At 71.6% G+C, this 24,220-nt stretch carries 20 protein-coding genes; 5 read left to right on the forward strand and 15 right to left on the reverse strand.

Annotated features, from left to right (window positions below; genetic code table 11):
- Window positions 1-2 precede the first annotated feature (2 nt).
- From EIW28_RS18890 to EIW28_RS18920, 7 genes are all read right to left on the reverse strand, one after another.
- A complete protein-coding gene (locus tag EIW28_RS18890) occupies window positions 3-1,868 on the reverse strand; it encodes an SCO2524 family protein (protein WP_232014080.1) in 1,866 nt (621 codons plus the stop codon).
- Window positions 1,869-1,993: 125 nt separating this feature from the next.
- Window positions 1,994-2,509 carry a GNAT family N-acetyltransferase gene (locus EIW28_RS18895; protein ID WP_125249267.1) on the reverse strand — a complete coding sequence of 172 codons (516 nt, stop codon included), beginning with the start codon at window positions 2,507-2,509 and terminating at the stop codon, window positions 1,994-1,996.
- Between the two features lie 2 nt (window positions 2,510-2,511).
- Window positions 2,512-2,937: a DUF4233 domain-containing protein gene (locus EIW28_RS18900; RefSeq protein ID WP_125249268.1), complete on the reverse strand. Its 426-nt coding sequence runs from the start codon at window positions 2,935-2,937 to the stop codon at window positions 2,512-2,514.
- A complete protein-coding gene (locus EIW28_RS18905; RefSeq protein ID WP_125249269.1) occupies window positions 2,930-4,282 on the reverse strand; it encodes a bifunctional folylpolyglutamate synthase/dihydrofolate synthase in 1,353 nt (450 codons plus the stop codon). Before EIW28_RS18905 ends, EIW28_RS18900 begins: the two co-directional genes overlap by 8 nt.
- Window positions 4,283-4,325: 43 nt before the next feature.
- Window positions 4,326-6,944 carry a valine--tRNA ligase gene (locus EIW28_RS18910; RefSeq protein ID WP_125249270.1) on the reverse strand — a complete coding sequence of 873 codons (2,619 nt, stop codon included), beginning with the start codon at window positions 6,942-6,944 and terminating at the stop codon, window positions 4,326-4,328.
- A gap of 42 nt (window positions 6,945-6,986) precedes the next feature.
- Complete coding sequence (gene meaB / locus EIW28_RS18915) at window positions 6,987-7,940, reverse strand: methylmalonyl Co-A mutase-associated GTPase MeaB (RefSeq protein WP_125249271.1); 954 nt, start codon at window positions 7,938-7,940, stop codon at window positions 6,987-6,989.
- Window positions 7,940-9,100 (reverse strand): acetyl-CoA C-acyltransferase, encoded by a 1,161-nt coding sequence (locus EIW28_RS18920; RefSeq protein ID WP_125249272.1) that lies wholly within the window; start codon window positions 9,098-9,100, stop codon window positions 7,940-7,942. Before EIW28_RS18920 ends, meaB begins: the two co-directional genes overlap by 1 nt.
- 42 nt (window positions 9,101-9,142) lie before the next feature.
- Here EIW28_RS18920 and mce point away from each other — a divergent pair, with 42 nt between their 5' ends.
- The 3 genes from mce (at window position 9,143) to EIW28_RS24345 (ending at window position 12,967) form a co-directional block, all read left to right on the forward strand.
- Window positions 9,143-9,571, forward strand: coding sequence for a methylmalonyl-CoA epimerase (gene mce / locus EIW28_RS18925; protein WP_125249273.1), 429 nt, complete (start codon window positions 9,143-9,145; stop codon window positions 9,569-9,571).
- A gap of 216 nt (window positions 9,572-9,787) precedes the next feature.
- Window positions 9,788-10,987: a coiled-coil domain-containing protein gene (locus EIW28_RS18930; RefSeq protein WP_125249274.1), complete on the forward strand. Its 1,200-nt coding sequence runs from the start codon at window positions 9,788-9,790 to the stop codon at window positions 10,985-10,987.
- A gap of 174 nt (window positions 10,988-11,161) precedes the next feature.
- Entirely contained in the window at window positions 11,162-12,967 is a 1,806-nt protein-coding gene (locus EIW28_RS24345; protein ID WP_158630465.1) for a DivIVA domain-containing protein, read from the forward strand.
- Between the two features lie 361 nt (window positions 12,968-13,328).
- On the opposite strand, the gene mmsB is transcribed toward EIW28_RS24345, so the two are convergent.
- The 3 genes from mmsB to chvE all read right to left on the reverse strand — a co-directional run bounded on the left by mmsB (window position 13,329) and on the right by chvE (window position 17,366).
- Entirely contained in the window at window positions 13,329-14,633 is a 1,305-nt protein-coding gene (gene mmsB / locus EIW28_RS18945; RefSeq protein ID WP_125249275.1) for a multiple monosaccharide ABC transporter permease, read from the reverse strand.
- Entirely contained in the window at window positions 14,630-16,183 is a 1,554-nt protein-coding gene (gene mmsA / locus EIW28_RS18950) for a multiple monosaccharide ABC transporter ATP-binding protein (RefSeq protein ID WP_125249276.1), read from the reverse strand. Before mmsA ends, mmsB begins: the two co-directional genes overlap by 4 nt.
- 100 nt (window positions 16,184-16,283) lie before the next feature.
- On the reverse strand, window positions 16,284-17,366 hold the full coding sequence (gene chvE / locus EIW28_RS18955; protein ID WP_125249277.1) for a multiple monosaccharide ABC transporter substrate-binding protein: 1,083 nt from the start codon (window positions 17,364-17,366) through the stop codon (window positions 16,284-16,286).
- A 335-nt stretch (window positions 17,367-17,701) separates the two neighbouring features.
- Here chvE and EIW28_RS18960 point away from each other — a divergent pair, with 335 nt between their 5' ends.
- Window positions 17,702-19,009: a protein kinase domain-containing protein gene (locus EIW28_RS18960; protein WP_125249278.1), complete on the forward strand. Its 1,308-nt coding sequence runs from the start codon at window positions 17,702-17,704 to the stop codon at window positions 19,007-19,009.
- A 273-nt stretch (window positions 19,010-19,282) separates the two neighbouring features.
- On the opposite strand, the gene EIW28_RS18965 is transcribed toward EIW28_RS18960, so the two are convergent.
- The 5 genes from EIW28_RS18965 to ilvA all read right to left on the reverse strand — a co-directional run bounded on the left by EIW28_RS18965 (window position 19,283) and on the right by ilvA (window position 22,570).
- Window positions 19,283-20,050 (reverse strand): alpha/beta hydrolase, encoded by a 768-nt coding sequence (locus EIW28_RS18965; protein ID WP_125249501.1) that lies wholly within the window; start codon window positions 20,048-20,050, stop codon window positions 19,283-19,285.
- A 78-nt stretch (window positions 20,051-20,128) separates the two neighbouring features.
- Complete coding sequence (locus EIW28_RS18970) at window positions 20,129-20,410, reverse strand: hypothetical protein (protein WP_125249279.1); 282 nt, start codon at window positions 20,408-20,410, stop codon at window positions 20,129-20,131.
- Between the two features lie 8 nt (window positions 20,411-20,418).
- Window positions 20,419-20,640 (reverse strand): hypothetical protein, encoded by a 222-nt coding sequence (locus EIW28_RS18975; protein WP_125249280.1) that lies wholly within the window; start codon window positions 20,638-20,640, stop codon window positions 20,419-20,421.
- A gap of 22 nt (window positions 20,641-20,662) precedes the next feature.
- Window positions 20,663-21,352, reverse strand: a complete 690-nt coding sequence (locus EIW28_RS18980; protein WP_125249281.1) for a uracil-DNA glycosylase — start codon at window positions 21,350-21,352, stop codon at window positions 20,663-20,665.
- 3 nt (window positions 21,353-21,355) lie between these two features.
- Window positions 21,356-22,570 (reverse strand): threonine ammonia-lyase, encoded by a 1,215-nt coding sequence (gene ilvA / locus EIW28_RS18985; protein WP_125249282.1) that lies wholly within the window; start codon window positions 22,568-22,570, stop codon window positions 21,356-21,358.
- Window positions 22,571-22,924: 354 nt separating this feature from the next.
- On the opposite strand from ilvA, the gene EIW28_RS18990 reads away from it, so the two are divergent.
- Window positions 22,925-24,199: an ABC transporter ATP-binding protein gene (locus tag EIW28_RS18990; protein WP_125249283.1), complete on the forward strand. Its 1,275-nt coding sequence runs from the start codon at window positions 22,925-22,927 to the stop codon at window positions 24,197-24,199.
- Window positions 24,200-24,220 lie beyond the last annotated feature (21 nt).

Raw genomic sequence — 24,220 nt, forward strand, 5'->3', positions numbered from 1 at the left:
CGTCACACTCCGGTCTCGGCGTCGCGGCCGGCCGCGATGAGCCGGTCGAGGTCGATGAGGGCCTTGACGCCCAGCGAGAACGCGGTGCCGGGCCGCTCGTCCACGACCTCCTTGGCGTGGCGGATCGTCAGCCCCACCGAGCGGATCTCCTGCGCCAGCGCGGGTCCGGCGTTCCCCGAGCCGCGCAGCAGCTCCTGGTCGTAGATGTGCTCGGCCTCCACCAGCAGCTCGTGCGCGAGCGCCTCCAGGCTCCGGGAGCGGGCGGGCTCGGAGCCGGCGAACTGGGCGGCGAGCACCATGGCCTCGACGACGCGGATCGTGAAGTGCCAGGACGGGTCCTCGAAGTGGTTCGGCAGCTCGGTGAAGACCTGGCGGGGCTGGTCCCACAGGCGGGAGGCGCGGCCGTCGCGGATGCGCCTGCGCGCCAGGTGGTCCCAGACGAGGTCGGCGACCTCGAGGAGTTGGGCGCGGGCGTTGATGGTGACGAGGAGGCCGGCGGCGTCGTAGAGGCGCTTGAGCAGCAGCGGCGCGAAGTCGACCATGTTCCAGATCATGGCCGGGCCGTCGAGCTTCTCGATGCCGGCGAGTTCGGCCTTGACGCCGGGGAAGTGCATCTCGACGGCGCGGTCGCCGACGAGGGGGCGGCGGGTGATGCGGCCGCGGTTGGCGAGCTCCACGAGGACGTTCGCGAGGCGGATGAGGTCGTCGTCGCCGCCGCGGCTGGAGCCGAACGTCTCGGTGGCGACGGCGCAGACGAGGAGGCTGTAGTAGTCGTACTCGAGGCCGTCGGTGGTGCGCCACGGGACGTCCTCGAGGGGCCACTTGGAGCCGCCGCCGAAGGAGGCGACCATGGCCCAGTAGCGGCGGGTGACGTCGAGGCGGATCTGGAGCGACTGGGCGAGGCGGCGCTCCTCCTCGGTGAGGAGGTTGCGGCGCATGACGCGGTCGGAGAACAGGGTGGCGATGGCTTCGAGGGCGACCACGGTGAAGTACAGGTAGGGGGCGTCCTCGGCGCGGCCGACGCGCTGGGTGGAGGTGTCGGAGACGTCGGGGATGTCGGGGGCCTTCTCGACCACGGACCAGGACCAGCCGATCTCGAACAGCTTCGTGGGCGCCTCGACGCCGGCGGTGCCGCCGGAGCCGACGGTGATGGTGCGCAGGGTCGCGATGATCTCCTCGGCCTCTTCCCTGAAGCGGCGCACGATCTTGCGGTCGGGCTGGCCGTCGACGTTGATGAGGGCGATGAGCTGGCGGCCGAAGTCGTCGTCGGCGTCGAAGGTGGACACGGCGAAGGAGCGCAGGAGGCCGGTGATCGCGCCGAGGAGGCGGCGGTGGATGATCCGCTGCACGTGCTCGAGTTCGCGGACGAGGTCGGCGCGGCCCATGCGGTCGACGGTGGGCGCGAAGTCGGCGAGGAAGGTGAGGGCGGCGAGGCTGAGCGGGATGGCGAGCGCGAAGCCCTCGGTGACGTCGATGCCGCGCTGCTCGGGGGCGGCCTCGCGGGTGCGGTCGACGCGGTGCATGTTGGAGCCGCCGGAGTAGACGGGGACGCCGTCGGCGTCGACGTGCTTCTCCATGTAGTCCTTGACGAGCCGCATGATCCGGATGGGGATCTCGACGGCGTCGCCGAGGCCGGAGAGCGCTTCGAGGACGGCGTCGCTGGTGGCGTCGGGGTCGGCGTAGCGGAGGTCGGGGAGCTCCTGCGCGGGGTAGAGCAGGCACAGGAGCTGCTGGGCGTCGCCGACAGCGTCGGAGTCGTTGCGGCCGCCCCAGTGCCATTCGCGGCGCTTGGAGCCGTCCTCGGCGGGGCGCCAGCTGTAGGCGATCTGGGCCTTCCAGATGTCGAGGAGCTGTTGCCGGGGCTGCATCTTCACGGGGACCACCGCCGAGCGCTCAGGGGGCCGAAACGGACAGGTTCACTATGGCACGCCGAGGCGACGCGAACCGTCTCGCAGAACGCGTGGTGTCGGCTACCCGACAGATGCGGTCCGGGTCAGGCCTTGAGCTCGTAGACGCTGCACGGCACGTCGAACCCCGGGACGGTCGTCTCGCGTTCGAGGGCCATGCCGAGCTTCTCGGCGACGCGGACCGACGCGGCGTTGTCGGAGTGGATGCAGGAGACGAGCCGGTCGAGGCCGAGCTCGCCGAAGGCGAAGCCGACCACGGCACGGGCGGCCTCGGGCGCGTAGCCGCGGCCCCAGCGGGGGCGGGCGATCCGCCACCCGACCTCGGTGACGGGGAGGATCTCGGGCAGGAACGTCGGCGTGGCGAGGATGCCGAGGCCGACGAGGTCGCCGGTGTCCCGTTCGGACACCGCGAAGATGCCCCAGCCGTGCTCGTCCCAGTGCGCGGCCGACTTCGCGGTGAGCGCCTCGGTCTGCTCCATCGTGCGGGGCTCGCCCGTGCCGATGTAGCGCATGACCTCGGGGTCGGCGTTGATCGGCGCGAGGGCCGCCGCGTCGGCGGCGGCGAGGGGGCGGAGGCGCAGGCGCGCGGTCTCGAGTTCCATGGTCACCGTTTCGGGGGTCGGGAGAGTTGGCTGCTGACGTACCAGCAGTAGGCCCACACGGCCGCGAACACCAGGCCCGCGACGCCGAGGGACCAGTGGAGCGGCCAGCAGGCGATCACCGCGGCCTGGAGGACCGCGCCGGTGGGCCACACCCAGGGGCGCTTCGCCATGCCGGCCAGGACGATCGCGGCGACGACGAGGGCGCCGATCGCGACCGTCGCGGGCGCGGGGTCGTCGAGGACCATCCGCATCGGGACGATCGCCAGCAGCAGCGCGAGCGCCTCGAACGCGAGCGCGAGCGCCGCCAGGCTGCGGGCGGCCCGGGCCGGGTCGCGCAGGCCCGAGCGGGACTCGTCGGGCTCCTCCCAGGGGGCCTCGGCCTCCTCGGGCTCCTCCGGGTGCTCGGGCTCGGGGCTCCGGTCAGCCACGGCGGCCGACCAGGATGCGGCGGGCGTCGGCGACGGTGAACACCGAGCCGGTGACGAGGACGCCGCCGCCCGACTCGTACAGGTCGTCGGCCTCCTCGGCGAGCTCGATGCCGCGCGCGATCGCGTCCCGCAGATGCGGCAGGACGTGCACGCGCTCCTCGCCGAAGACCTCGACGGCGAGCTTCGCGAGGGTCGCGGCGGGCATGGCCCGGTCCGAGGAGGACTTCGTCACGACGATCTCGTCGAGGACCGGCTCGAGGAGTTCGAGCATGTGGTCGGTCTCCTTGTCGGCGAGCATCCCGACGACGCCGACGAGCTTGCGGAAGTTGAACTCCTCCTCGACGGCCTTCGTCATCGCCTCCATGCCGGCCGGGTTGTGCGCGGCGTCGAGGATGACGGCCGGGGCGGTGCGCACGACCTCGAGGCGGCCCGGGGAGGTGAACTCCGCGAACGCCTGGCCGACGACCTCGGCGTCGAGGGCCTTCGGCTCGCCGGCGCCGAGCAGGACCTCGACGGCCGCGAGCGCCAGCGCCGCGTTGTGCGCCTGGTACTCGCCGTGCAGCGGCAGGAACAGGTCCTGGTAGCGGGCGGCCTTCGTCTCGATGGTGAGCAGCTGCCCGCCGACGGCGACCTCGCGGGAGGTCACCTCGAAGCCGCGGCCCTCGGGCACGAGCTTCGCGCCCACGGCCTGGGCGCGGCGCAGCAGCGGCTCCATCGCGGAGCGCTCCTGGACCGAGGTGACGAGCGTCGATCCCTCGTGGACGATCCCGGCCTTCATCGTCGCGATCTCGGCGAGCGTCTCGCCGAGCCACTTGGTGTGGTCGATGCCGATCGGGGTGATGACCGCGACCTCGGCGCCCAGGATGTTCGTCGAGTCCGTCTCGCCGCCGAGGCCGACCTCGACGACGCCGACGTCGATCGGCGTGTCCGCGAACGCGCCCATGGCGAGCGCGACGGTCATCTCGAAGTAGGTGAGCGGCTCGCTGGCCTCGCGGTCCACGAGTTCGGCGAGCGGCGCGATCTCGTAGTACTGCTGCGCGAGGCGCTCAGCGCTGATCGGCTCGCCGTCGACGCAGATCCGCTCGGTGACGTCGTTCAGGTGCGGCGAGGTGAACATGCCGGTGCGCAGGCCGTGGCCGCGCAGCAGCCGCTCGATCATGCGGGTGGTGGACGTCTTGCCGTTCGTCCCGGTGATGTGGACGGACCGGAACGAGCGCTGCGGGTCGCCCATGAGGTCCAGCAGCTGCTTGATGCGGTCGAGCGTGAAGTCCCAGCGGGAGAACCCGCGGGCCTCCAGCGCCGCTTCGACTTGCGCCAGTTCGGCGTTCAATGTGTGGTCCCCCATGGTGGAAGGGGAGGCCGGGCCGCGGGAGCGGCCCGGCCCCCGCTTACGCGAGTCGTTCGAGCTGCGCGGTGATGCGCGCGATGTCGGCCTCCGCGGTCGCCTTGCGCGCCTTGATCTTGTCGACCACGGCGTCCGGCGCCTTGGCGAGGAAGGCCTCGTTGCCGAGCTTCCCGGCCGTCCCGGCGAGCTCCTTCTCGGCGACCTTCAGGGCCTTCTCCAGGCGCGCCCGCTCGGCCGCGACGTCGATCGTCCCCGAGGTGTCGAGGGCGACGGCCGCGTGCTCGGACACGGCGAGCTCGGCGGTCGGCGCGAAGCCCTCCCCCTCGGCCTCCAGCCGCACGAGCGCGCGGATGAGCGGCTCCTGGTCGGCCAGGCCGGCCGCGTCCAGGCCCGTGAACCGCGCCGGCACCGGCTGGCTCGGCTTCACGCCCTGGTCCGAGCGGAAGCGCCGCACCTCGGTGACGAGGTGCTGGAGGGCGCCCACGAGGCGCTCGGCCTCGTCGTCGGCGCCGGCCGGCACCGGCCACGCGGCCACGGTGAGCGAGTCGCCCTGCGCCTCGGTGCCGGTGAGCGTGAGCCACAGCTCCTCGGTGACGAACGGGATCACCGGGTGCAGCAGGCGCAGCAGCTGGTCGAAGACGTGGCCGATGACGCGGCGGGTGTCCTCGGCGCGCTGCCCGCCCTCGGCGAGCACCGGCTTGGTCAGCTCCAGGTACCAGTCGAAGACGTCGTCCCACGCGAAGTGGTACAGCGCGTCCATCGCCTTCGCGAACTCGTACTGCCCGAGGTGGCCGTCGACGGCCTCGATCGTGCGCGAGAGCCGCGAGAGGATCCACCGGTCGATGAGCGACAGGTCCGTGGGCAGGTCCCCGTCGAGGGTCGCGCCGCTCATGAGCGCGAACCGGGTGCCGTTCCACAGCTTGTTGCAGAAGTTCCGGGCGACCTCGGCCAGCTCGATCGAGGCGATCGCGTCCGCGCCGGGGTTCGCGTCGCGCGCGAGCATGAACCGCAGCGCGTCGGCCCCGTACTGGTCGACCACCTCGAGCGGGTCGATGCCGTTCCCGGAGGACTTCGACATCTTCTTGCCGTGCTTGTCGCGCAGGAGGCCGTGCAGGAACACCTCCCCGAAGGGCGCCTTGCCCATCGCGTAGGTCCCGAACATCATCATCCGGACCACCCAGAAGAAGATGATGTCCCAGCCGGTCACCAGCACCGCGGTCGGATAGAACTTCTCGAGCGCCTTCGTGTCCTCGGGCCAGCCGAACGTGGAGAACGGCCACAGGCCGGAGGAGAACCACGTGTCGAGCACGTCGGGGTCCTGCACGTAGCCCTCGGGCGCGGTCTCGCCCGGGCCCACGCACACCTCTTCCCCGTTCGGGCCGTACCAGATCGGGATGCGGTGGCCCCACCACAGCTGGCGCGAGATGCACCAGTCGAGGAGGTTGTCGACCCACGAGAAGTAGCGCTTCTCCATCTCCGGCGGGTAGATCTTCGTCTCGCCGTTGCGGACGGCGTCGCCGGCCGTCTTCGCGAGGCGCTCGACCTTCACGAACCACTGCTTCGACAGGCGCGGCTCCACGGTCGTGTCGCAGCGCTCGCAGTGCCCGACCGCGTGCATGTACGGGCGCTTCTCGGCCACGATGCGGCCCTCGGCGCGCAGCGCGGCGGCGATCGCCGAGCGGGCCTCGAACCGGTCGAGCCCTTCGAACGGGCCGTGCGCGGTGATCACGCCGCGCTCGTCCATGATGAGGATCGACTCCAGGCCGTGGCGCTGGCCGATCGCGAAGTCGTTCGGGTCGTGCGCGGGCGTCACCTTGACGGCGCCGGTCCCGAACTCGGGGTCGACGTGCGCGTCGGCCACGATCGGGATGCGGCGGCCGGTGAACGGCACCTCGACGGTGGTGCCGAGGAGGTGCCGGTACCGCTCGTCGTCGGGGTGCACGGCCACGGCGGTGTCGCCGAGCATCGTCTCGAGCCGGGTCGTGGCGACCACGATCGACGCGTCGCCCTCGCCGTAGCGCATCGACACGAGCTCGCCGGCGTCCTCCTGGTGCTCCACCTCGATGTCGGAGAGCGCGGTCATGCACCGCGGGCACCAGTTGATGATGCGCTCGGCGCGGTAGATCATGCCGTCGTCGTACATGCGCTTGAACATGGTCTGCACGGCCGCCGACAGCCCGTCGTCGAGGGTGAACCGCTCGCGGTCCCAGTCGACGCCGTCGCCGATCTTCTTCATCTGCGAGGAGATGCGCTCGTGGTAGACGTCCTTCCACTCCCACACCTTGTCCACGAACGCCTCGCGGCCGAGGTCGTGGCGGGACAGGCCCTCCTTGTCGGCGAGCTGGCGCTCCACCACGTTCTGGGTGGAGATGCCGGCGTGGTCGGTGCCCGGCAGGAACAGGGCCTCCTTGCCGCGCATGCGCTCGCGCCGCACCAGCGTGTCGATGAGGGTGTGGTCGAGCGCGTGCCCGAGGTGGAGCTGCCCCGTCACGTTCGGCGGGGGGATCACGATCGCGTAGGGCTCGCGGTCGGAGTCGTCGTCAGCCTTGAACCGGCCGTCGGCTACCCACTTCGCGTAGCGTCGCGCCTCTACCTCTACGGGCGCGTACGTCTTCGGAAGTTGGGTCTCCGGGGCCGGCGTCTTCTCAGCTGCGTCTGTCACCGCTCCAGTCTACGAAGTCGCACGGTGGGAAGGCGAAGAGGTTTAGCCGGTGTCGCCTGTGCCAATCTCCGGCCCGCCCGCGCCCCCGCGGAGCACGGTCCCGGCGGCGGAGGCGACGTCGAGCTCCCCCTCGGCGACGGCGGCCGCCAGCGCCTCGGGGACGGCGAACCGCACCCGCAGGGCCGCGTCGACGCGGGCGCGGATCTCGGCGGCGGCCCGGCGGCGGCGCTTGGCGGCGAGGCGGTCGCCCTCGGCGAGCCAGTCGCGGTGCTTGGCGATCGCGGCGACGAGGTCGTCGATCCCCTTGGCCTCTGAGGCGACGGTGGTGCACACGGGCTGGCGCCACTCGCCGGGCTCGCGGCGGACGAGGCTCATCATGGCGCGCAGGTCGCGGACGGTGCCGTCGGCGCCGGGCCGGTCGGCCTTGTTCACGACGTACACGTCGGCGATCTCGACGACGCCGGCCTTGACCGCCTGGATGCCGTCGCCCATGCCGGGGGCGAGCAGCAGGAGGGTGGTGTCGGCGAGGGAGGCGATCTCGACCTCGGCCTGGCCGACGCCGACGGTCTCGACGATGACGACGTCGAAGCCGAGCCCTTCGAGGAGCCGCACGCCCGCGGTGGTGGTCGCGGCGAGGCCGCCGAGGTGGCCGCGGGTGGCGACCGAGCGGATGTAGACGCCGGGGTCGAGGGCGTGGTCGGCCATGCGCACCCGGTCGCCGAGGATCGCGCCGCCCGAGAACGGGCTGGAGGGGTCGACGGCGAGGACGCCGACGCGCAGGCCCTGCGCGCGCCAGGCGGCGATGAGGGCGGACACGAGCGTGGACTTGCCGACGCCGGGCGAGCCGGTGATGCCGACGATCTGCGCGTCGCCGCCCTTGACCAGGCCCGCGAGCGCGGGGGCGGCGGCGGTGTCGTTCTCGACGACGGTGAGGAGGCGGGCGGTGGCCCGGCGGTCTCCCGCGCGGGCCGCCGCCACCAGGTCGGGCAGACCCATCAGGCTCCCTTGATGACGACGGCGTCGCCTTGGCCGCCGCCGCCGCACAGGCCCGCGGCGCCGAGCCGGCCCGGGCCGAGCTGGCGCGCGAGGGTCTGGGCGAGGCGGGCGCCGGAGGCGCCGATCGGGTGGCCGAGGGCGATCGCACCGCCGTCGGGGTTGACCCGGTCGAGGTCGACGCCGAGGGTCTCGGCGGAGGCGAGGACGACGGCGGCGAACGCCTCGTTCATCTCGACCATGTCGAGGTCCGCGGCGGTCGCGCCGACCATGGCGAGGGCCTTCGCGATCGCGTTGGCGGGCTGGTCGAGCAGCGAGTTGTCGGGGCCGGCGACCGAGGCGTAGGCGAGGATCTCGGCGGTCCAGGCCCAGCCGTTTGCCTCGGCGAGCGACTTGCGGGCGAGCACGAGCGCGGAGGCGCCGTCGGAGATCTGGGACGCGGAGGCGGCGGTGATGGTGCCGTTCTCGGTGAACGCGGGTCGCAGCTGCGCGAGGCTCTCCGGGGTCGACTCGGGGCGGACGCCTTCGTCGGCGTCGACGTAGCCGCGGCGGGTCTCGACGGGCGTGATCTCCTCGGCGAGGCGCTCGGCGGCCTTGGCGGCGCGCTGGTGCGAGTGGGCGGCGAACGCGTCCTGCTGCTCGCGGGTGATGCTGCGGCCCTTGAGGTGCCGCTCGGTGGACTCGCCCATGGAGATGCCGTCGTAGGCGTCGGTGAGGCCGTCGTGGGCGAGGTGGTCGAGGAGGACGGCGTCGCCGTACTTGTGGCCGCGGCGCGAGCCGGGCAGCAGGTGCGGGGCGCGGCTCATCGACTCCATGCCGCCGGCGACGACGACGTCGGCGGCGCCGCCGCGGATGAGCTGGGCGGCGAGGCCGACGGCGGTGAGCCCGGAGAGGCACACCTTGTTCACCGCCAGCGCGGGCACGCGCATGGGCAGGCCGGCGGCCACGGCGGCCTGGCGGGCGGGGTTCTGGCCGCATCCGGCGGGCAGGACCTGCCCGAGGAGGACCTGGTCGACCAGGTCGGGGCCGACGCCCGCGCGTTCGATGGCGGCTCTGATGGCGGTCCCGGCCAGGTCGGTGGCGGGGATGTCGGCGAGCGCCCCGTTGAAGCGCCCGATGGGTGTCCGGGCGGCGGCGAGGATGACGATGGTGTCGTCGTTCATGGCTGACCTCCGTTGGTCGAATCGCTCGATACGCTCGATCGTATGACGTTCACTGAGGGAATCGGATTGCGGCGCATCGATCACGTCGGCATCGCGGTGCCCGACCTCGACGCGGCCCTGGAATGGTACGAGGGCGCGCTCGGCGGGCGGGCGGTGCACCGCGAGGTCAACGAGGCGCAGGGGGTCGTCGAGGTGATGGTGGCGTGGCCGGAGGGCGGCGCGCAGGTGCAGCTGCTGGCGCCGCTCACCCCGGAGTCGACGATCGCGAAGTTCCTGGGGACCAGGGGCCCCGGGCTCCAGCAGCTGGCGTTCACCGTCGCGGACGTCGAGGCGGCGGCGGCCGCGCTGCGCGCCAGGGGCACCCGGCTGCTGTACGAGGAGGCGCGCGAGGGCACGGCCGGGTCGCGGATCAACTTCGTGCACCCGAAGGACGCCGGGGGCGTGCTCGTCGAACTGGTCCAACCCGCCTAGGCCCCTTCGCAGGTCAGGGGCGAGAGTCACCAAGAGTGTCGGATAGATGACGCCGTTCGGGTGACACCTGGAGGACACCGAAACTTCACCGCGTTCGACTTCCGTGTCGTTCCAAGGGTTTCGCCCGATTTGCGGCTACTGTTGCGGGTGGTTCCCGCTCCACAAACCCCTGACCTTGCTGTCGACATTCCCATGCGCGTCTGCAAGTATTGGTCCATGTCGCAGCAGCCCTCCAGCAGTACCTTTTTCGACAACGACCAATCGGTGCCGGAATTCCCCGTGCAGTTGCGGGGTTACGACCGGCACCAGGTGGATGACTTCATCCAGAAGAACCTGGCCAAGCTGACCCAGACCGAGCAGCAGCGCACCGAGGCCGAGCAGCGGATGACGGACGCCCAGCGTCGTCTGCGCCAGGCCGAGCAGCGCATCCAGGGCCTCGAGCAGCGCCTCGCCGAGCAGCAGAAGCAGCTCGAGGAGAACACGCGCCCGACCCTGTCCGGTCTCGGCACCCGCGTCGAGCAGATCCTCCGTCTGGCCGAGGAGCAGGCCAACGAGCACCGCGCCGAGGCGAAGCGCGAGACCGAGGGCATCCTCTCGGCCGCCCGCCTGGAGTCGCGCGAGATCACCGACGCCGCCCGCGGCGAGGCCGGTTCGCTGAAGCAGAACGCCGAGCGCGAGGCCAACGCGCTGCGCACCCAGGTGGAGCGCGAGGTCGCGGAGCTGCGGACCAACGCCCGCCGCGAGTGCGAGACCCTCCGCGCCGACGCCGAGCGCGAGACCAAGCAGCTGCGCACCGCGACCGGCCACGAGGTCGCCGAGCTCAAGGCGTCCGTCGAGCGCGAGGTCGCGACCCTCCGCGCCACGGCCGACCGCGAGATCACCCAGCTGCGCGCCAAGGCCGCCCGCGAGGCCGAGGAGAAGCGCGCCGAGGCCGCGAAGCTGTTCGCCGAGGCGAAGGAGAAGCGCGACAAGGACCTCCAGGCCCTCGACCTCGAACTGGCCGAGCGCAAGGAGAAGGCCGAGCGCGAGGAGTCCGAGCGCCACACCCGCGCCGTCGCCGAGACGCAGAAGCTGGTGTCCGACGCCGAGAACCGCGCCCGCGACGCCGAGGAGCGCGCGAAGGCCGCCGAGACCCGCGGCGAGGAGAAGCGCACCGAGGCCGACAAGTACGCCGAGGACACCACGTCCAAGGCGAAGAAGGACGCGAACAAGCTCGTCAGCGACGCCAAGGCCGAGGCCGAGCGCCTGCTCGCCGACGCGAAGTCCGACGCGGAGCGCGTCACCAAGGACGCCGAGTCCAAGGTGGCCGAGCTCACCGCCAAGCGCGACCAGGTGCAGGAGACGCTGCGGAACCTCAGCGGTCTGGTCAGCGGCGCCCTCGGCGGGGCGCTCGGGCAGCAGGACGGCGACAAGTAGAAAAACCCGACGAACAAGTAAACCTGGCGAATCCGCGTTACCGTCGAAACCTACGACAGTGAAGAATGATCGTAGGCGTAGGTCGACGGTGGAGGAACCACAGCTCGGCCGCGTCCCGTCACATCCGGTCCCTATCCGGAGGTGGCGGGACGCGGCTTACGTGAGGATGAGGGCATGGCGCGTGAAGACAGACTCGACGATTCCGAACTCCTGACCGGCTTCGATGAGGGCGGACCCATCGACCGGGGGTTCGAGACCGCCCTGCGCGGCTACGACAAGCGGCAGGTGGACCGGTACCTCCAGCAGATGCAGCTCCAGATGGACACCCTCGCTGGGGAACGCGCCGAGGCGCTCGCGCAGATCGACCGGCTCGTGGTCCAGATCCAGCAGTTGCAGGCCCAGATCCAGGAGCTGCGCCGGCGCAGCGCCGCGGGCGACAACGCCTCCTACCGGCACCTGGGCGTCCGCATCGAGCACATGCTGACCCTCGCGGAGGAGCAGGCCGAGGAGATCAAGGCCAACGCCCACGCGCAGACCCAGCACCTGCACCAGCGCGCCGACCAGCGCCTGCGCGAGGCCGAGGCGCAGATCGAGCAGGCGCGCAAGGACTTCGAGACCACGCTCAAGGCCCGCCGGGCCGCCGCCGAGAAGGCCGAGGCCGACCGGCGCGCCATCATCGACGCCGAGATCAACAAGCGCGCCCGCGAGGCGCAGGCGATGGTGGACCAGGCGAAGGAGCGGGCCGCCGCGCTCGTGGCCGAGGCCGAGCAGGACGCCGAGAACAAGCGGGCCGCCGCTGACGAGCAGACCCGGCAGCTGGTCGCTCACGTCGAGCGCCTGCGCGCCGAGGCCCAGCAGCTCAAGGACGAGGCCGCGGTCGCCGCCGAGCAGGCGGTCGCCGAGGCCCGCGAGAAGGCCGACCGGATCGCCGCCGAGGCGGAGGCCGAGGCCGAGCGCAAGCGCGCCGAGCACGAGGCCGAGCTGCGGGACCTGCGCACCGAGGCCGTCGAGAACCTGGAGCGGTTCAAGCAGGAGACCGAGACGTTCGCGCAGACCGTCCGCACCGAGGCCGAGAACGAGGCCACGCGCCTGCGCGCCGAGGCGGCCGACAACGCGACCCTGACCCGCACCGAGGCCGCCGACGAGGCCAAGCGGCTCCGCCAGGAGGCCCAGCGCCGCCTGGAGGAGGCCGAGGCCGAGGCGCAGCGGCTCACCGCCGAGACCGAGGAGAAGGTCGCCGCGCTCGCCGCGGAGGCCGCCGAGGCCGCGCGTGCGCAGCGCGAGACCGCCGAGGCAGAAGCCCTGCGCCTGACGGAGGAGACCGAGCGCGAGACGCAGCGCCTGCGCGACGAGGCCGCCGCCGCGGGCCGCCAGGAGCGCGAGGCCGCCGAGACCGCGGCGCGCCGCCTCACCGAGGAGACCGCCGCGGAGGCCGAGCGCCTGCGCGCCCAGGCCGCGGCCGAGGCCGAGCGGCTCACCGCCGAGGCCGCCGCTGAGGCGGCGCGCCTGCGCGAACACGCCGACCAGGCCAAGGTGGAGGCCGAGGCCGACGTCGAGCGGGCCCGCGCCGAGCTGGCCGAGATCGAGGCCGAACGCGAGCGCCTGCTCGCCGACGCCAAGGCCCAGGCCGAGCAGATCCTCGCGCAGGCCGGCCTCGACGCCGAGCAGATCCGCAGCGACCGCGACCAGTACGTGGCCGAGGCGGAGAAGAAGGCCGAGAACGCGAAGCGCCGCGCCGAGGAGCTCTCCAAGACCGCCAAGCAGACCGCGCGGCGCGACTCGGAGGCCATCCTCGCCACCGCGCGCGCCCAGGCGAAGAAGCTCATCGAGGAGGCCCGCGCAGGCCGCGGCGAGCCCGCCGCGGAACCGGCCGCGGACGCCGCGGTGAACAAGCCGGCCGCGAACGGCCGCAAGCGCCCGCAGAACGGCGGCAAGCAGGCGAGCAGCAGCGAGGCGGCCGCGAAGGTCTCCTCGTCCTGATCTGAAGCGAACGGCGAAGGCCCGGCGCTGAGCGCCGGGCCTTCGCCGTTCCCTCGTCCCGCCCTCACTGAGCGGCCGCGCAGGTGCGGTGCGCCGCCGCTCGGTGCCCGGAGACACCGGAGGGCGGCTCGTCCCGGCCTCACTCAGCGACCGTGTGCGTGCGACGCGCCGTCATCGGTGGCCCGGGCACCTCACCCCCCGCGGGCGCGGACGTCCGGCGCTCCGCCACCGGTGCCCGGAGAGCCGGCAAGGCGGCTCGTCCCGCCTCGGCCTTGCCGTTCGTCCGGTGGGGACGCGGGAGGGCCCGCAGCGCTCGCGCTGCGGGCCCTCCGTCAGGAAGCGGGGTTCGCCGTCCGGCGCGCTACTTGGCGCCGGCCTTGGTCTCCTCGGAGGATTCCTCGGTCTGCTTGCCCTTGCTCTTGGCCTCCCCGGAGCCGCCCGGGGTGGTGCCGACGATCGGCGGCATGAGGCCGCCGCCGGTCGCGCGCTTCTTGTTCCACACGTCGAACAGGACCGCGGCGAGGACGACCAGGCCGAGGATGATCTGCACGGTGTCGGTCGCGATGCCGAGGACCTGCATCCCCTGGCGCAGGACGCCCATCACGAGACCGCCGATGACGGCGCCGATGATGGTGCCCACGCCGCCGGTGACGGAGGCGCCGCCGATGAACGACGCGGCGATGGCGTCGAGCTCGAACGCGTTGCCCGCGCCCGGGGTGGCCGCGTGCAGGCGGGCGGTGACGATGACGCCGGCCAGGCCGGACAGCGCGCCCATGTTCACGAACACCCAGAACGTGGTCTTCTTGGTCTTCACGCCCGAGAGCAGCGCGGCCTTCTCGTTCCCGCCGCCCGCGTAGACGTGGCGGCCGAAGACGGTCCGGTTCGCGATGAACGTGTACAGCAGGACCAGGCCCAGCAGGATCCAGCCGATGATCGGCAGGCCCTTGTAGGAGTAGAAGACGTACGCGGCGGCGACGATCACCGCGGCCACGGCGACGAGCTGGGAGGCCCACGCGAGCTGCGAGCGCCCGGCGATGCCGGCCTTGATCTGGCGGCGGCGGCTGCGCACCTGGAGGAACACGTACAGGGCCGCGCCGAGGACGCCGACGACGAGCGTCGGCAGGCGCAGGTCGACGTTGAGGAAGGCGTAGCCGGAGGCGAGCTCGTTGAAGGTGCCGGTGGTGCCGATGGTCTCGGCGTCGAGGACCTTGAGCGTCAGGCCGCGGAAGATGAGCATGCCGGCGAGCGTGACGATGAACGCCGGAATGCGCACGTACGCGATCCAGAACGCCTGCCAGACGCCGATGAGGGCGCCGAGGGCGATGGCGAACAGCACCGCGACGTACCAGGGCCAGTCCCAGTGCGAGAGCGCGATCGCCGACATGGCGCCGCAGAACGCCAGGACCGAGCCGACCGACAGGTCGATGTGGCCGTTGACGATCACCAGCATCATCCCGACCGCGAGGATCAGGATGTACGAGTTCTGCAGGATCACGTTCGTCAGGTTCAACGGCGTGATGAAGTTCTCGTTCTGGAGCGTCACGTTGAGGACCTGGAACAGCAGCATGATCAGCACCAGGGCGATGATCATGCCGTAGGAGCGCAGGTTGATGTTCTTCAGGGCCGAGACGAGGCTCGGCCGAGGCGTGGTCTGGACGGTGCTCATTGGCGTAGTTCTTCTCCCCCGGATGCGGTCTCAAGCGTCATGAGTCGCATCAGTTCTTCCTGTGTGGCGTTCTCGCGGTCGACCTGGCCGGTGATGTGCCCGGCGCTCATCGCGTAGATGCGGTCGCACATGCCGAGCAGCTCGGGCAGCTCGGAGGAGATCATGAGGACCCCCTTGCCCTGGTCGACCAGCTTCTGGATCAGCTCGTAGATCTCGTACTTGGCGCCGACGTCGATGCCTCGGGTCGGCTCGTCGAGGATGAGCAGCTCGGGTTCGGTGAAGACCCACTTGCCGAGCACGATCTTCTGCTGGTTGCCGCCGGAGAGGTTCCCGGCGAGCTGGTAGACCGACGGGGCCTTGACGCCGAACTCCTTGCGCAGGCGCTCGGAGACGGTGTTGATGCGGTCCTGGTCGACGACGCCGCGCTTGGAGAGCTTGTCCAGCCCGGGCAGGGTGAAGTTCTCGCGCAGGTCGTACTCGAGGTGCAGGCCGTAGTGCTTGCGGTCCTCGGTCGCGTACGCGAGGCCGGCTTCGATGGCCTCGGGGACGTTGCGCAGGCGCAGCGGCTTGCCGTCCATGAGGGCCGTGCCGGAGATGTTCGCACCCCAGCTCCGCCCGAACAGGCTCATGGCGAACTCGGTGCGGCCGGCGCCCATGAGGCCCGCGAGGCCGACGATCTCGCCGCGGGCGACGTTCAGGGACGCGCCGTTGACGATGACGCGGTCGCGCTGCTCCGGGTGGTGGACCGTCCAGTCCTTGACCTCGAAGAAGACCTCGCCGATCTGGGGCTCGTGCGGCGGGTACAGGTGCTCGAGGTCGCGGCCGACCATGGACTTGATGAGCCGGTCCTCGGTGACGGCGTCGGCTTCGGTGTCGAGCGTCTCGATCGACTGGCCGTCGCGGAGCACGGTGATCCGGTCGGCAACCGCCAGCACCTCGCCCAGCTTGTGGGAGATGATGATGCTGGTGACGCCCTCGTCCCGGAGCGTGCGGAGCAGCTCGAGGAGGTTCTCGGAGTCGGTGTCGTTGAGCGCGGCGGTCGGCTCGTCGAGGATCAGGAGCTTGACGTTCTTCGACAGCGCCTTGGCGATCTCGACCAGCTGCTGCTTGCCGACGCCGATCTTCTCGACCAGGGTGGCCGGGTTGTCGTGCAGGCCGACCTGGCGCATGAGGCGGGCGGCCTCGGTGTTCGTCCGGTCCCAGGAGATGACGCCGCGGCGCTTGCGCTCGTTGCCGAGGAAGATGTTCTCCGCGATCGAGAGCTCGCCGACGAGGGCCAGCTCCTGGTGGATGATGACGACGCCCGCGGCCTCGGAGTCGCGGATGTTCTTGAACTGGGCGGGCTCGCCGTCGAACTCGATCTCGCCTTCGAAGTCGCCGTAGGCGTAGACGCCCGACAGGACCTTCATGAGCGTCGACTTGCCGGCGCCGTTCTCGCCGACGAGCGCGTGGATCGTCGCCCGCTTGACCCCCAAGTCGACCCCGGAGAGCGCGAGCACGCCCGGGAACCGCTTGGTGATCCCCCGCATTCGGAGGATTTCTTCAGTCATTGCTTCGTCCTATTTGGAATGAATGGACAGCTCTGGGGAGAGAGGTTCGGGGACGCCCGTGGCGGGCATGGGCGTCCCCGAGGAAGAGGTCCAGCGGAACCTACGCGAGGTCTTCTTCGGCGATGTAGCCGGAGTCGACGACGACTTCCTGGTAGTTGTTCACGTCGACGCTCACCGGCTCGAGCAGGTAGGCCGGGACGACCTTGTTGCCGTTGTCGTAGGTGGTGTCGTCGTTGATCTCGGGGTCCTTGCCGTCGAGGACCGCCACGACCATGTCGACCGTGGTGGCCGCGAGCTCGCGGGTGTCCTTGTACACGGTCATCGACTGGAGGCCCTCGATGATGTACTTGACGGACTCGACCTCGGCGTCCTGACCGGTGATGAACGGCATGGTGGTGTAGCCGTTGCCCTGGAGCGAGGCGATGATGCCGCGGCTGATGCCGTCGTAGGGCGCGAGCACCGCGTCCACGACCGAGCCGTCGTTGTAGAAGTTCGACAGGATGTTGTCCATGCGCTCCTGCGCGACGGCGCCGTCCCAGTTCTCGGTCGCGATCTGCTCGAGCGTGGTCTGGCCCGACTTGACGACGAGCTTGCCCTCGGTCACGAACGGCTCGAGCACGGCCCAGGCGCCGTCGAAGAAGTACTTGGTGTTGTTATCGGTCAACGCGCCGGCGAAGAGCTCGATGTTGAACGGGCCGGCCTGGTTGGCGAGGTCGAGCGCCTCGACGAGGTAGGTCCCCTGGAGGGTGCCGACCTTGGTGTTGTCGAAGCTCGCGTAGTAGTCGACGTCCGGCGTGTCCAGGATGAGGCGGTCGTAGGCGATGACCGTGATGTCCTGGCTCTTCGCCTGGGCGAGCACACCGCTGAGCGACTTGTTGTCGATCGCGGCGATGACGAGCACGTCGACGTTCTGCCCGACCATGGTCTCGATCTGGCTCACCTGGTCGGCGGCCACGTCGTTCGCGTACTGGAGGCTGACCTCGTAGCCGGCGTCCTCGAACGAGGTCTTCAGGTTGTCGCCGTCGAGGATCCACCGCTCGGAGGTCTTCGTCGGCATCGCGATGCCGACCTTGCCGCCGCCGCCCTCGCCGCCGCCGTCCTCGGACGCGCAGGCGGAGGCGACCATGGCGACAGCGGCCGCGCCGATGGTGCCGGTCATCAGTTGACGTCGATTGACGTTCATTAGTACTCCTTCGTACCGGGCGGTGCCGGGGCATGACCGACGTCGCCCTGGGGTCAAGACGGATTCGATAGTTCAACGTTTTTCCACAACCGTCAACAGCGGCTGCGTCTCGTGTCCGAATCGTTGCTTTTCCGGTTCACCGAATCCCGACACACACTCCTCACGGGGCACATCGGACTCCGGCAGGCCCTAAGAATATGACCCTGAGTACCTGCTTCGTCACCTGATCGTGCCACATCCCTACGGCCGACTACCGCTCGACCGATCGGATGGGATAGCCTCACATTTAGTGCCAAATCACGACACCGATCAGCTGACCCCCTGAGGAGGTGAGGATGTCGAGCACGACGACCGTCGGACCCGCAGCCGTCCACCGTTTACTGCACCGGGACGCGGTGTGCAGCGTCTTCAGCGGCACCGTCGCGGCTGACCCCACCGACCTCCTGTGCGTCACCGTCGCGCACGAGCGCGTCGACGGCTCCCGGCGCGAAGTCTTCCTCGAATGGGCCGCGAAGCTCACCGGCCTCGCCGCCCACCCCCATCTGTCCCCCTGCGCCGCGGTCGGCCTGACCGAGAACGGACGCCCGTACCTGGCGGTGGGCACCGCCAGGCGCACCCTCGCCGACCTCCTCGCCGAGCAGGGGCCCATGCCGCCCGGGCAGGTGCGCGCCCTCGGCGTGGCCTTGAGCGACGCCGTCGCCGTCTACCACCGCGGCGGCCTCATCCACGGCGCCATCCAGCCCTCGCACATCCTCGTCGGCTCCGGGCACCACCTCCAGCTCACCGCCTACGACGTCACCGCCCCCGTCCTGGCGGCCCCCCTCCCCCCCTCCCCCTACACCGCCCCCGAGCACCTCGACGCCGCCGTCGCGGGCGAGGTCGCCGCCAGCCCCGCCGGCGACGTGTACGCCCTCGCGACCGTGCTCTACGCCGCCCTCGGCGGGCGGCTGCCGTGGGTGCGCCACGCCCGTGAGGACGCCGCCGACCCGCTGCTGCGCGCCGCCCCCGTGCCGCACGTGCCCGGCGTCGACTCCGACCTCACCGACCTCATCGGCGCCGCCCTCAGCGCCGACCCCCGGCGCCGCCCCACCGCCGACGTCTTCCGCGAGCACCTCACCCGCATCCCCCTCGGCGGACCGCTCGCCCCCGGCCTGCGCCCCGACGCGGTGGCCGCCGGGCTCCTCCCCCGCCGCGGACTGCGCCCCGTGACCGTGGCGGTCTCGACCGAGCTGGCGCCCTTCCGGCCCGGCCGCGAGCGCGTCGGCCTGCGCCCGCGCCTGCGGTCGATCGCCACCGCAACTGCCGGCGTGGCCCTGACGGGAGCGCTCCTCGGCGGCGCCGCGCTCGCGACCTACGCGGCGACCAACCCCGAGAGCACCGGCACCGTGTGCACCGACCCGGCCGTGCTCGGCGGGCGGATCAGCGAGCAGCTGGACGACGGCGAGGTCGTCGAGAGCTGGTGTGACGACGACGGCGGCTACGTGGCGGCCACCGTGGACTACCCGGGCGGCTCCGGCGGCGACGGCGAGGGCTCGACCGAGCGCCGCGTGTGGCGCATCGAGGGCGACGACCTCGTGGCCGTCACCGGCTGCACCGACTCCGCGATGCCGCCGAGCATCGTCGAGTTCCTCGACTGCGCCTGAGCCGAGCGGGCCCGGTGGTGAAGCGCCAGAAGCCCTGGGCGGGCATGGAGCGCCGCCACCCGGTCGCGAGTCACCCTCCGCAGGATGCGGCTTGCGGGCCGCTGTTGATTCCGGTGGAGCTCGGGGATGTTCATAGTGGCCTCCTTCGCGTCGCCGGCGGTTCGCCGGGCGTGGAGGCAATGGTGCAGGGCGGTTCCTGAAGGGGACCTGAAGCCGCCTGAAGGCGGCTTCAGGTCTGAGCGAGGAGTCCCCGCTCGGGCCCAGGGCGTTCCGCTACTCGCGTTCGGGCTTCGGCAGGAAGCCGCCGAAGGCGGCGACGGTCTTGTTCGCGTAGGCGGAGGTGTCGCCGCGCTCCATCGGACCGTCCCACGTGGTCGGGAGCGGGGCGTGCTCGGGGGCGATGCGGGCGACGATGCGGTCGAGGGCCTCCTCGGCCTTGCCGACCCACAGGTGCCCGCCGCCGGCGATCTCCACGACCTCGGCCTGCGGGACCGCGGCGAAGCGCTGCTTCGCCTCGGGGTACTGGAGGTAGTCGTCCTGCTCGGGGATGAGCGCCAGGAGCGGGCGGCCGTCCTCGGCCCAGCGCTCCAGGTCGTCCTCTTTGGAGTAGCGGAGCGGCGGGGAGAGGAGCACCGCGCCCTCGACGCCCGGCTCCAGGCCGTACTTGAGGGTGAGGTCGGTGCCGAAGGACCAGCCGACGAGCCACACCCGCGGCAGCTCCGCGAACTCGGCGTGCTCGACCGCGGCGGCGAGGTCGAAGCGCTCGCCCACCCCGTTGTCGAAGGCGCCCTGGCTGCGTCCCTGCTGGGACTCGGTGCCGCGCGTGTTGAAGCGCAGCACGGCCAGGTTCGCCAGCGCGGGGAGGCGCCAGGCGGCCTTGCGGAAGATGTGCGAGTCCATCATGCCGCCGTGGGTGGGCAGCGGGTGGACGCAGATGAGGGTCGCCTCTGGTTCGCGGTCGGCGGGCAGGGCGAGCTCGCCGACGAGTTCGAGCCCGTCGGCGGTGTGGAGCGTGAGCGCCTCGCGTCTGGCGGGGAGCATACTCGCGGATCTGATGACAGCCACGCCGGAATTATCCCCGGTGGCGGTGGTGCGGGGCCACCCGCTGTGTCGGAGGGCTCAGCGCCAGCGGCCGGGTCGGCGCCGGTCGCGGGCGTTCCAGCAGCCGGTGTGCCAGTGGCGGCGGTCGTCGCCGTCGCCGTCGTCGGCCCAGGCGACGACATGCGGTGTGCCCGGCTGGATCTCGAGGTCGCAGCCGGGGCACCGGTAGACCTTCTCGGCGGCGGCGCCGGTGATGCGGCGGACGCGGACGGGGCCGCCGGGGCCGTCGACGAGGGACGGCTCCTGGGCGCCGGAGGTCGGCCGCCGGGGTTCGTCCCGGCGGCGGTTCTTTCGGGGCACGGTCGGGCCTAGGCGCGGGGCTTGTCGTCGTCGGTCGGCGCGGCCGCGGCGGCTTCGGCGGCGGCTTCGCGGGCGACGCGCTCGTTGAGCCGCCTGACGTGCTTGTTCATCCCGCGGATGAGGAAGATCGTCACGACGACGAGGAAGACGGTCACGAACAGCCCGAGCGGCCCGGCCATCGCCTGGTCGCGTTCCGGCCCGAACTCTTGTGCCAGGATCTCGATTCCCACGGTCCAACCGTATCCCGGGCGCTCAGGCCTCGTTCAGGGCCGGGAGGCGCCAGTCGACCGGCTCACCGCCCTGCTGGAGGAGGAGCTCGTTGACGCGGCTGAAGGGCTTGGAGCCGAAGAAGCCGCGGCGGGCGCTGAGCGGGGAGGGGTGGGCGGACTCGATCGCGGGGATCGGGCCGAGGAGGTCCTTGAGCTTGCGGGCGTCGGCGCCCCAGAGGACGGCGACGGCGGGGCCGCCGCGTTCGGCGAGGGCCCGGATGGCCTGCTCGGTGACGGGCTCCCAGCCCTTGCCGCGGTGGGAGGCGGGGGTGCCGGGGGCGACGGAGAGGGAGCGGTTGAGCAGGAGGACGCCCTGCTGGGCCCAGGGGGTGAGGTCGCCGTTGGCGGGGAGGGGGTGGCCGAGGTCGTCGCGGTACTCGTTGAAGATGTTGACGAGGCTCTTGGGGAGGGGGCGCACGTCGGGGGCGACGGCGAAGGACAGGCCGATGGCGTGCCCGGGGGTGGGGTAGGGGTCCTGGCCGACGATGATGACCTTGACCTCGTCGAAGGGCTGCTGGAAGGCGCGGAGGATGTGCTCGGCCGCGGGGAGGTACTTGCGGCCCTCGGCGACTTCCCGCCGGAGGAACTCCCCCATCTTGGTGACGTCGTCGGCGACGGGGGCGAGGGCCTTGGCCCAGCCCGGTTCCATGAGTTCGTCAAGTGTTTTGGTCATGCCTCAGATGCTAGGACCCTCCACCGACACGAAGTACCCCGCGTCGCGCAGGGCCGCAACGATTTCGGTCGCGTGTTCGGAACCGCGGGTCTCGATCGAGAGGTCGACGGAGACCTCGCCGACGGAGAGGCGCGGGTCGGAGCGCTGGTGGTAGACGTCGACGATGTTGCCGCCGTAGCGGCCGACGAGGCGCAGGACGGAGGCGAGGGCGCCGGGGCGGTCGGCGCAGCGCAGGCTGGCGCGCATGAAGCGGCCGGAGGCGCCGAGGCCGTGTTCGATGAGGCGCATCAGGAGGAGGGGGTCGATGTTGCCGCCGGAGAGGACGGCGACGGCGGGCTCCTCGTAGGCGACGGAGTAGTTGAGGAGGGCGGCGTAGGCGGTGGCGCCGGCGGGCTCGACGACGAGCTTGTTGCGTTCGAGGAGGGACAGGAGCGCGCGGCTGATGTCCTCCTCGGTCACGGTGACGACCTCGTCGACGAGGGCGGCGACGTGGGCGAAGGGGACGTCGCCGGGGCGGCCGACGGCGATGCCGTCGGCGATGGTGTGCATCTTGTCGAGCTTGACGGGCTTGCCGGCGGCGAGGGAGTGGGGGTAGGAGGCGGCGCCTTCGGCCTGGACGCCGATGACGCGGATGCCGGGCTTGAGCTGCTTGGCCGCGGCGGCGATGCCGGCGATGAGGCCGCCGCCGCCGACGGAGGTGACGATGGTGGCGGTCTCGGGGAGCTGCTCGAGGATCTCGAGGGCGATGGTGCCCTGGCCGGCGACGATGTCGCGGTGGTCGAAGGGGTGGATGAGGGTCGCGCCGGTCTCGTCGGCGAAGCGGTGGGCGGACTCGAGGGCGTCGTCGACGGTGAGGCCGCCGAGGATGACGTCGGCGCCGTAGCCCTTGGTGGCGGCGACCTTGGGGAGGGGCGCGGACTCGGGCATGAAGACGGTGGAGCGGATGCCGAGGGTGGAGGCGGCGAGGGCGACGCCCTGGGCGTGGTTGCCGGCGGAGGCGGCGACGACGCCGTGGCGGCGCTCGTCCTCGCCGAGGCCGGAGACGCGCATGTAGGCGCCGCGGATCTTGAAGGACCCGGCCCGCTGAAGGTTCTCGCACTTGAGGTGGACGCCGTCGAGGACGGGGTCGCGGGAGGGTTCGAGCGGGGTGCGCCGGACGATGCCGGCGAGCGCGTCCGCGGCGTTGCGGACGTCGGAAAGGGTCACGAGCTCCGTCACGCCTCGATCGTAGTGCCCGCGGCGCGGAGGGCGGCCGCACACCGCTGCCGGGCGGTCCCGGAGGGTCGCCGAAGCGCCCCGGAAGCGATTGCCGCGGACCGAAATGTCGACTCCGAACCCCCTTGGGCGGCAACCGCCCGGTCTTCGAAACCGCAGGTGGAACCTAGGGTGAACCGCTGTTCACCTCCTGCGACAGAGGGTGACCCCCGTTACCCAATGGGACCGGAAGGCTTAAGCTACGAACAGTCATTCCGTAACCAAGGCGAAGCTCGCGAGTCATCTGCCCGGCACCGCCCCGCCCAGCGCCGCCGCCCGACCACACCCGTCCATCCCCTTGAACCCCTGGAGTCAACGGTGACTGCTGTCACGCTGAAGAACGTCTCGAAGGTGTTCCCCGGCGACACCCTGGCCGTGGACTCGCTCAGCATGGAGGTCAACCACGGCGAGTTCCTCGTCCTGCTGGGCCCCTCCGGCTGCGGCAAGTCCACCGTGCTCCGCATGGTCGCCGGCCTCGAGACGCCCTCCGACGGCGAGATCCTCCTCGACGGCGAGTACGCGAACGACCTGCCCCCTCGCGACCGCAACGCCGCCATGATCTTCCAGACGTTCGCGCTCTACCCGCACATGTCCGTCGGCGACAACATCGGGTTCCCCCTCAAGCTCGGCAAGCACAACGGAGCCCAGTCGGTGCCCGACGCCGTGGGCGACATGGCCGGGGCGCTCGGCATCTCCGACCTCATCGACCGCAAGCCCAGCCAGCTCTCGGGCGGCCAGCAGCAGCGCGTCGCGATGGGCCGGGCCCTGGTGCGGCGCCCGAAGCTGTTCCTCATGGACGAGCCGCTGTCGAACCTGGACGTGGGCCTGCGCGCGGAGCTGCGCACCGAGATCTCCTCGCTGGTGCGCCGCCACGACGCGACGACCCTGTACGTCACGCACGACCAGACCGAGGCCCTGACGATGGCCGACCGGGTCGCGGTCATGCGCAAGGGCGTCCTCCAGGACGTCGGCACCCCCGACGAGGTGTACGAGCGGCCCGCGACGATGTACGTCGCCGCGTTCCTGGGGACGCCGCGGATGAACCTCCTCGAGGCGCGCGTGAACGTGTTCCTCGACCGGTACGTGGCGCTCGACTTCGGCGACCAGGAGCTGCGCCTGCCCTGGCACGACCTGCGCGGCCGGGCCGTCGCCCGCTACCACGGGGAGAACATCGTGGTCGGGATGCGCGCCGAGGCGCTCGCGCCGGTCGCGGAGGGCCACCCGGGCCAGTCGATCCAGGGCCGGGTGCGCTTCTACGAGCACCACGGCCACGAGACGCTCGTGTTCCTCGACATCGGCGCGACCGCGGTCGTCCCCGACGGCATCGGCGACAAGCCGGACCTGGCGCGCAGCGGCTCGAAGCCGCGCCGGCGCCTCGGCGGCCTGTTCTCCGGGTTCGGGCAGACGCCCGCCGAGCGCCGCGAGGCCGACTCGGGGCCGATCCGCAAGCCCGCGGACCTGGTGTTCCGGCTCCCCCCGCACATCCCGGTGTCGGCCGGGCAGCCGATCACCGTGGCCGTCCACATGGACGCCCTCCACTACTTCGACAAGTACGGCAAGCGGATCGACGTCGGCTGGACGCAGCGCGCCTAGCGGGCACGACGAAGGGGGCCC

The sequence above is a fragment of the Glycomyces terrestris genome, assembly GCF_003933745.1.
GTDB lineage: Bacteria > Actinomycetota > Actinomycetes > Mycobacteriales > Micromonosporaceae > Glycomyces > Glycomyces terrestris.

Coding starts and splice junctions, on each gene's coding strand:
- EIW28_RS18960 (WP_125249278.1), top strand. CDS start 17,702: ATGTCGAGCACGACGACCGTCGGACCCGCAGCCGTCCACCGTTTACTG.
- mce (WP_125249273.1), top strand. CDS start 9,143: ATGACGTTCACTGAGGGAATCGGATTGCGGCGCATCGATCACGTCGGC.
- EIW28_RS18980 (WP_125249281.1), bottom strand. CDS start 21,352: ATGACCAAAACACTTGACGAACTCATGGAACCGGGCTGGGCCAAGGCC.
- mmsA (WP_125249276.1), bottom strand. CDS start 16,183: ATGACTGAAGAAATCCTCCGAATGCGGGGGATCACCAAGCGGTTCCCG.
- EIW28_RS24345 (WP_158630465.1), top strand. CDS start 11,162: ATGGCGCGTGAAGACAGACTCGACGATTCCGAACTCCTGACCGGCTTC.
- mmsB (WP_125249275.1), bottom strand. CDS start 14,633: ATGAGCACCGTCCAGACCACGCCTCGGCCGAGCCTCGTCTCGGCCCTG.
- EIW28_RS18920 (WP_125249272.1), bottom strand. CDS start 9,100: ATGAACGACGACACCATCGTCATCCTCGCCGCCGCCCGGACACCCATC.
- EIW28_RS18895 (WP_125249267.1), bottom strand. CDS start 2,509: ATGGAACTCGAGACCGCGCGCCTGCGCCTCCGCCCCCTCGCCGCCGCC.
- EIW28_RS18890 (WP_232014080.1), bottom strand. CDS start 1,868: ATGCAGCCCCGGCAACAGCTCCTCGACATCTGGAAGGCCCAGATCGCC.
- EIW28_RS18905 (WP_125249269.1), bottom strand. CDS start 4,282: ATGGGGGACCACACATTGAACGCCGAACTGGCGCAAGTCGAAGCGGCG.
- EIW28_RS18965 (WP_125249501.1), bottom strand. CDS start 20,050: ATGCTCCCCGCCAGACGCGAGGCGCTCACGCTCCACACCGCCGACGGG.
- EIW28_RS18930 (WP_125249274.1), top strand. CDS start 9,788: ATGTCGCAGCAGCCCTCCAGCAGTACCTTTTTCGACAACGACCAATCG.
- meaB (WP_125249271.1), bottom strand. CDS start 7,940: ATGGGTCTGCCCGACCTGGTGGCGGCGGCCCGCGCGGGAGACCGCCGG.
- chvE (WP_125249277.1), bottom strand. CDS start 17,366: ATGAACGTCAATCGACGTCAACTGATGACCGGCACCATCGGCGCGGCC.